Genomic DNA, 5,320 nt, shown 5'->3' on the forward strand with positions numbered 1-5,320 from the left:
TGAGGATTCCCCGTTCGGCCCGACCCCTGCACCCGCTCGACAACATCAACATGCTTCCAATTCGAGCGGATACGACTTATCGCCATTGGCAGAGGCCAACGGTAACAGGGGTTCAGGCGGGATTTAGCTTGAAAGGTGCGGCAGGTTGCCGCTAAACTTGATTGGTATTCGGTAGCTGCTTCCGCCTGAAGCTGTTACCCAGGAACTCCGGTGCGCTAACACTTGGGTTCCCGTAAAAACCGCCGCGCTAACGGCGGTTTTTTCGTTTCTGGCGAGCAGGTTACGCTGGATCCCAAAGGATCGTCAATCTCGAGTGGCATCCGTTTTCGTTGATTTATATTGAATAAACGCAAGTGAACGTAGAAACTTAAAACGTAAACCACTTACTCACCAAAGGATTCTGTATGAAACTCCAAGCTTTAAACCTTGAATTGCAAGGGGTTAAAGTATTTGGCGTAGAGCTTCAGCGTCTGATTTCGTTAACCGAAGAACCGTCTGTTAGAATGCCCTCTGGCCTCACTAGAGAACAGCGCAGAGAATGGGCAAAACAGGCAGCCAAAGCACCCCACAAAACTCTGTAGATTTCGGGACAACGTTCCTGAAGTACTACAACGAGCGATACTCTAAAACCACCTTGTCCAAGATCGATGATTTCATCGATCACTTCGAAAAACATGGATTGTTTGGCCCTCCGGCATGGATTGGGAAGGTATCGCCATCGTACAAGGTGCCTGACCACTATCCGAACAAAGAAGCTATAGAGGAACACGCAAGAACGTTCGCTCTATGGCATGCCCACATCGGAGATCCATGTTTCAAAGGCTCTTTCCATAGCAAGTACAAGGTGTCTGACTGGGTGCTCCATTTCCAAAAAATTTCAGACAACCACATTAAGTTGTTGGAGCTTGGCTATCACGGTAATCCAATGGCTCTTCCTACCGAAGACCTCATAAATGAGCCATAAGCCCCCTCAAGAGAACCCAATAGAAAAGGGCAACTAGACTGCGCTAGTTGCCCTTTTTTCTGGGTTTGGCAAGCGCAGTGCGGCAGGTTTTTTTCGCCCCGCAGGGCTCCAACTTTGGGCACCAAAGTGTTAGGAGAACACTTTGCCTCCTCAATCTGGTACTGTTTCCGGAGACCAAAGAGCAAGGGGCAAAGACACAATGGCGCTCTCATTCTCGCTAGCGATCGACAAGATGCAGTCCTCCTCCGTCGGCAGGGCAGAGGGGCACAACCTCCGCCTCCACGCCACCGAAAGCCAGCTCCGACCGGAGGCATGGTTTACCCCAGAAGGCCGCCACCAGGTAACACCATGGAGACCAGAGGCGCTGGTCAAGGCCAAAGGGCTCGCCAAGCGCAAAGATGCCGTTCAGGCCATCCAGTTCGTGATCCAGCTTGGCAACCAGACAGACTGGCGAGAGGAGCCAGAACTGGACTTTCCAGAGGGGAGGCCACTCCACATTATTAAGCCGATGAATCTCGCAGCCCGGGGGGTCAAAGCATGGGCGGTGCAGGAGTTCGGGGAGGACAACATCGTTGGGATCGACTTTCACACCGACGAGAGCAGCCCGCACTTTCATGTTGTCGTAACGCCGATCAGAGACGGCAAGCTACAGGCCAAGGCATGGTTGGACGGGGCCAGCAAGGTTGCAGCCCTGCGGAAACGAGCATGGCAGGCCGTCAATGCGCACATTGCCTGCGAGTACAAGCCCGGCGCCGCTGGCGGGGCACCGCACGACCCCCGCAAGGCAGCCGGACAGGTGCCGGCACCGTCGATGCTCGATAAGGTGACCGGCCATGCCAAGGCCAAGCGCCTTGAGCGCGAGAACGCCGTCCTGCAGGAGGAGAATGCTCAACTCAAACAGGCGCTGTTTAGCCGCCAGAAAGGCCGCTACAGCGCGGAGCTGCTTGAGAAGGCCAAGCAGGCCGAACTAGCCGCCGAAATAGCTCAGAGAGCGTTAGGCGAAGCCAAACAAGAGCTTTTGGGGTTGAAGTGGGATGCTGGGCTGCATGAGCAGGCGGTGAAGCGGTTGGAGGCTGAGATCTCGAAGCTGAAGGGCTACAACCAACAACTCTCGGAACAAAACAACGAGCTCGACGAGAAGCTGCGGGAGCTGCTGCCAAGACGAACCAGAGGGCTAGGGGGGATGGAGCCGTGAGACTTTGGCATGTTGTCGGCCTATTGGGACGTCCTTGAGGCTAACCGGCGGCGTGGGTACCGGCGCCTCGCAACCTGCCATTCGCCTGGGTGCTTGGGCCTGGTCAGTCGTCGGCTTTGTCCTCGGAAATGTGGACCGCCATGTCCTGCAGCACCTGGCTGACGTGCTGGTCCGCGATGCTGTAGAAGATGTGCTTGGCTTGGCGTTCGCCGCGCACGAGGCGCGCACCGCGCAGCAGCCGCAGGTGATGGCTGACCAGAGACTGCGACAGGTCGAGCGCTTCGGCGATGTCCCCCACGGCGACCGAGCCATGCATGCACTGCAGCAGGATCTTCAATCGCGATTGGTCGCCCAGCAGGCGGAAGGTCTCGGCCAGAACAGCGACGTCACTTTGCGACATTGCGAGGGCATCGGTCGCCGCGTCGTGGCTGGTGGTCGAGCATTGCGCGGTGTCGGCGCTGGTGGTTTTGCGGGACGTCATGGATGCAAATCCTCAAGTGGAGTGCGAGCCGGCTCGCGCGGCCTCAATGCCTGTGACCAGGAGCGGAATGGTCGTGGTCATGGCCGTGGCTGTGCCCGCCGCCATGCTTGTGATTGCCATGATCATGGCCGCTGTGGTCGTGCCCGCTGTGGTCATGACCGCTGTGATCGTGGCCGCTGTGGTCCTGACGCTCCGACGTGGGCTGCAAGCTGCAGACGTTCTCGTCGGTGCCCGAGTTCCAGTCGATCCCGACCGTGGCGTGTTCGATGCTGAATTGCTCTCGAAGCACCGCTTCGACGCGCTTGACCACGGCGCGTGCTTCCTCGTCCACGTTGGGGCGAACGTGCAGCGTGGCCATCGTGCGCCCGGAGGTGAGCTGCCACACGTGAACGTGGCTGACGGCCGCCAGGCCCGGCACGGCGCCCATCAGGCCTTGCTCCACCTTCTCCGGCGAAGCATCCTCCGGCGCGCCTTCCAGCAGGATGTGGATCGACTTGGCGAGCAGCTTCCATGCGCTGCGCAGGATCAGCGCCGCGACCAGGACCGACAGGATGGGATCGATCGGCGTCCAGCCCGTGAGGTAGATGACGATCGCAGCGACGATGGCGCCGACCGAGCCGAGCAGGTCGCCCATCACGTGCAGGATGGCCCCCTTCACGTTGACGTGATCGGTCTCTCCGCGGGTCATGATCCACAGCACGAGCACGTTCACCAGCAGGCCGAGCACGGCGACGATCATCATCGGGCCGGCCAGGATCACGGGCGGCGCCTGCAGCCGCTCCCACGCCTCGTAGGCGATCCAAGCGACGATCGCGAACAGGGTCACGGCGTTCAGGAAACCGGCGATGACCTCGAAGCGCAGGTAGCCGAAGGTGCGCTTGCTGTCGGCCGCGCGGCGGCCGAACCGGAATGCTGCGTAGGCCAGTGCGAGCGCCGCGGCGTCGGTCAGCATGTGGCCCGCGTCGGCCAGCAAGGCCAGCGAGCCCGACAGCACGCCTCCGACGGCCTCCACGACCATGAAGCCGAAGATCAGGAAAAAGGACAGCAGGACCTTGCGCTCGTTGGCGCTGGTCACGGTCGGGGTGTGGTCATGATCATGGTCGTGATCGTGACCATGGTCATGTGCGTGGGATTGGGACATGGGGCCTCGGGAAACTGGGTCTTTGACTGTGGCTCAAAATATAACACATGAACATGTTTTCATGTGAATTGTTGTACACATTTGTGTTCGCGTCTCACCACGGCCGGGATGCCGCTCCGGGCAATTGCCTTAGCCTGGCTCGGCGACCATTCCCCCCGCCTGGCAAGCAGCCGTTGATCTAACATCCAGTGGCAGTATCCCCCCTGGGGGGATATGATTTCAGCATGGAAGACATGCATAAGCACACCACCCATCCCGACCTGGTGAAGCGGCTCAAGCGCGCCGAGGGGCATCTGCGGCACGTCATCGGGATGATCGAAGGGGGAGAAACCTGCCTCGACATCGCCCGCCAGCTCGCGGCGGTGGAAAGCGCGGTGACGGCGGCCAAGCGCGAAAGGGGAATGTTTCCTGCCCGTTGATCGCGTCACTACAGGGCGAAGCAGGCCTGGCAAGGTCAGCTATGCCTTAGCGTGCTTTATTTTCCGTTTTCTGAGGTGCCCCCTATTGGCCTGCACGATGTTTTTAGCTGGGCAGCCTCGATGGCCGCACTGGCGGCCCTAACGGCTGCTCAGGTCGATCTCGATGCGGCGAAAGCCGATGCCATTCGCGGTGTTGGCCGCGGCATCCATCGAGGAGAAAACCCGCCAGCCGCCGCGCTGGCGCTCTACCACCTCGGAGCCCCCCTTGCCGAAGCGTACCAGGTGGAGATGGAACCCAGCCCCCATAGGGGTGGGGACGATCATCGCCTTGGAGAATCCGCCCATGTCGAAAATGGTCTTGGCCTCTTTTTCCTGCATCATCAAATCCAATATTTGAAACGTCAAATCGACAATTTGATTGTACCCTCTTGGGGGAGGCCGTCAATCACTTTGGAAATATGATTTGTCGAATCGGCAAAATGCTTTTCAATCCAACTCAAGGCCCAAGGCAATGAGGCACTCCCGCCACTTCTGGGCCTCCAAATCGAAGTTGAGCAAGCCCCCTTCAACGCTGATCCGGCTCCCTAAATCGAGCAGGGGCTTGTCGAACCCCATACGTACCTCCGGCCAGAGCCAAACCTAACCCGCTTCCGTGGATAACTGCTGCCGCCCACAAGCCGAACCGATGGCATGTGGACGGACGGGCGCAGTTACCCACCTCGCCAAGAGCATCTCTCTTTTTTTGTTTGAAAGAAAAGGGCGTAAGGCACCGGCGAGCCTATCTTTCGCTGCGCTTCAAGATAGGCTCGCCCTCCTGCTTGGCTACGTTAAAAATGACGTAGTTACGCTGGATAGCTCGCCTTGCTCAGGACTATCGAGGCTGCTTGCGGCAGCTCCCCCTCACGCGCTCCTGAGACACACCTCGCCACTCTGTACCTGCTTCAGTCCCCACCTGTGGGCTGGACTGCCGCGCCGTTTTTATCGAGCTGGCCGTGGTTGGTTCCCCGTTGCGCTCGGTGCTGGTACCCCATGGTTGCGAGCCATGGGAGGCTATGGTGCGCGTCGCACGCTGGGCCGTATGTGAGGATTCCCCGTTCGGCCCGACCCCTGCACCCGCTCG

7 protein-coding genes are annotated in these 5,320 nt (G+C 59.2%); 3 read left to right on the plus strand and 4 right to left on the minus strand.

From position 1 onward, the window contains the following. Positions 1-404: 404 nt before the first annotated feature. Together PG898_RS20945 and PG898_RS20950 are read left to right on the plus strand one after the other, a co-directional pair. Positions 405-581, plus strand: a complete 177-nt coding sequence (locus PG898_RS20945; protein WP_181824794.1) for a hypothetical protein — start codon at positions 405-407, stop codon at positions 579-581. A gap of 582 nt (positions 582-1,163) precedes the next feature. After that, a complete protein-coding gene (locus PG898_RS20950) occupies positions 1,164-2,159 on the plus strand; it encodes a plasmid recombination protein (protein WP_114522573.1) in 996 nt (331 codons plus the stop codon). A gap of 103 nt (positions 2,160-2,262) precedes the next feature. Here PG898_RS20950 and PG898_RS20955 read toward each other — a convergent pair whose 3' ends face one another. Both PG898_RS20955 and PG898_RS20960 read right to left on the minus strand, forming a co-directional pair. Beyond that, positions 2,263-2,640 (minus strand): ArsR/SmtB family transcription factor, encoded by a 378-nt coding sequence (locus PG898_RS20955; RefSeq protein WP_008786737.1) that lies wholly within the window; start codon positions 2,638-2,640, stop codon positions 2,263-2,265. A 43-nt stretch (positions 2,641-2,683) separates the two neighbouring features. Next, positions 2,684-3,781 (minus strand): cation diffusion facilitator family transporter, encoded by a 1,098-nt coding sequence (locus PG898_RS20960; RefSeq protein ID WP_008786738.1) that lies wholly within the window; start codon positions 3,779-3,781, stop codon positions 2,684-2,686. Between the two features lie 224 nt (positions 3,782-4,005). Here PG898_RS20960 and PG898_RS21285 point away from each other — a divergent pair, with 224 nt between their 5' ends. After that, positions 4,006-4,200, plus strand: a complete 195-nt coding sequence (locus PG898_RS21285; protein WP_114522572.1) for a metal-sensing transcriptional repressor — start codon at positions 4,006-4,008, stop codon at positions 4,198-4,200. 138 nt (positions 4,201-4,338) lie between these two features. On the opposite strand, the gene PG898_RS20975 is transcribed toward PG898_RS21285, so the two are convergent. Then, entirely contained in the window at positions 4,339-4,578 is a 240-nt protein-coding gene (locus PG898_RS20975) for a plasmid replication protein RepB (RefSeq protein ID WP_114522571.1), read from the minus strand. A 108-nt stretch (positions 4,579-4,686) separates the two neighbouring features. Further along, positions 4,687-4,815 carry a hypothetical protein gene (locus PG898_RS20980; RefSeq protein ID WP_258555716.1) on the minus strand — a complete coding sequence of 43 codons (129 nt, stop codon included), beginning with the start codon at positions 4,813-4,815 and terminating at the stop codon, positions 4,687-4,689. Between the last annotated feature and the right edge of the window lie 505 nt (positions 4,816-5,320).

The organism is Aeromonas sp. QDB31, assembly GCF_027707605.1.
GTDB lineage: Bacteria > Pseudomonadota > Gammaproteobacteria > Enterobacterales > Aeromonadaceae > Aeromonas > Aeromonas media.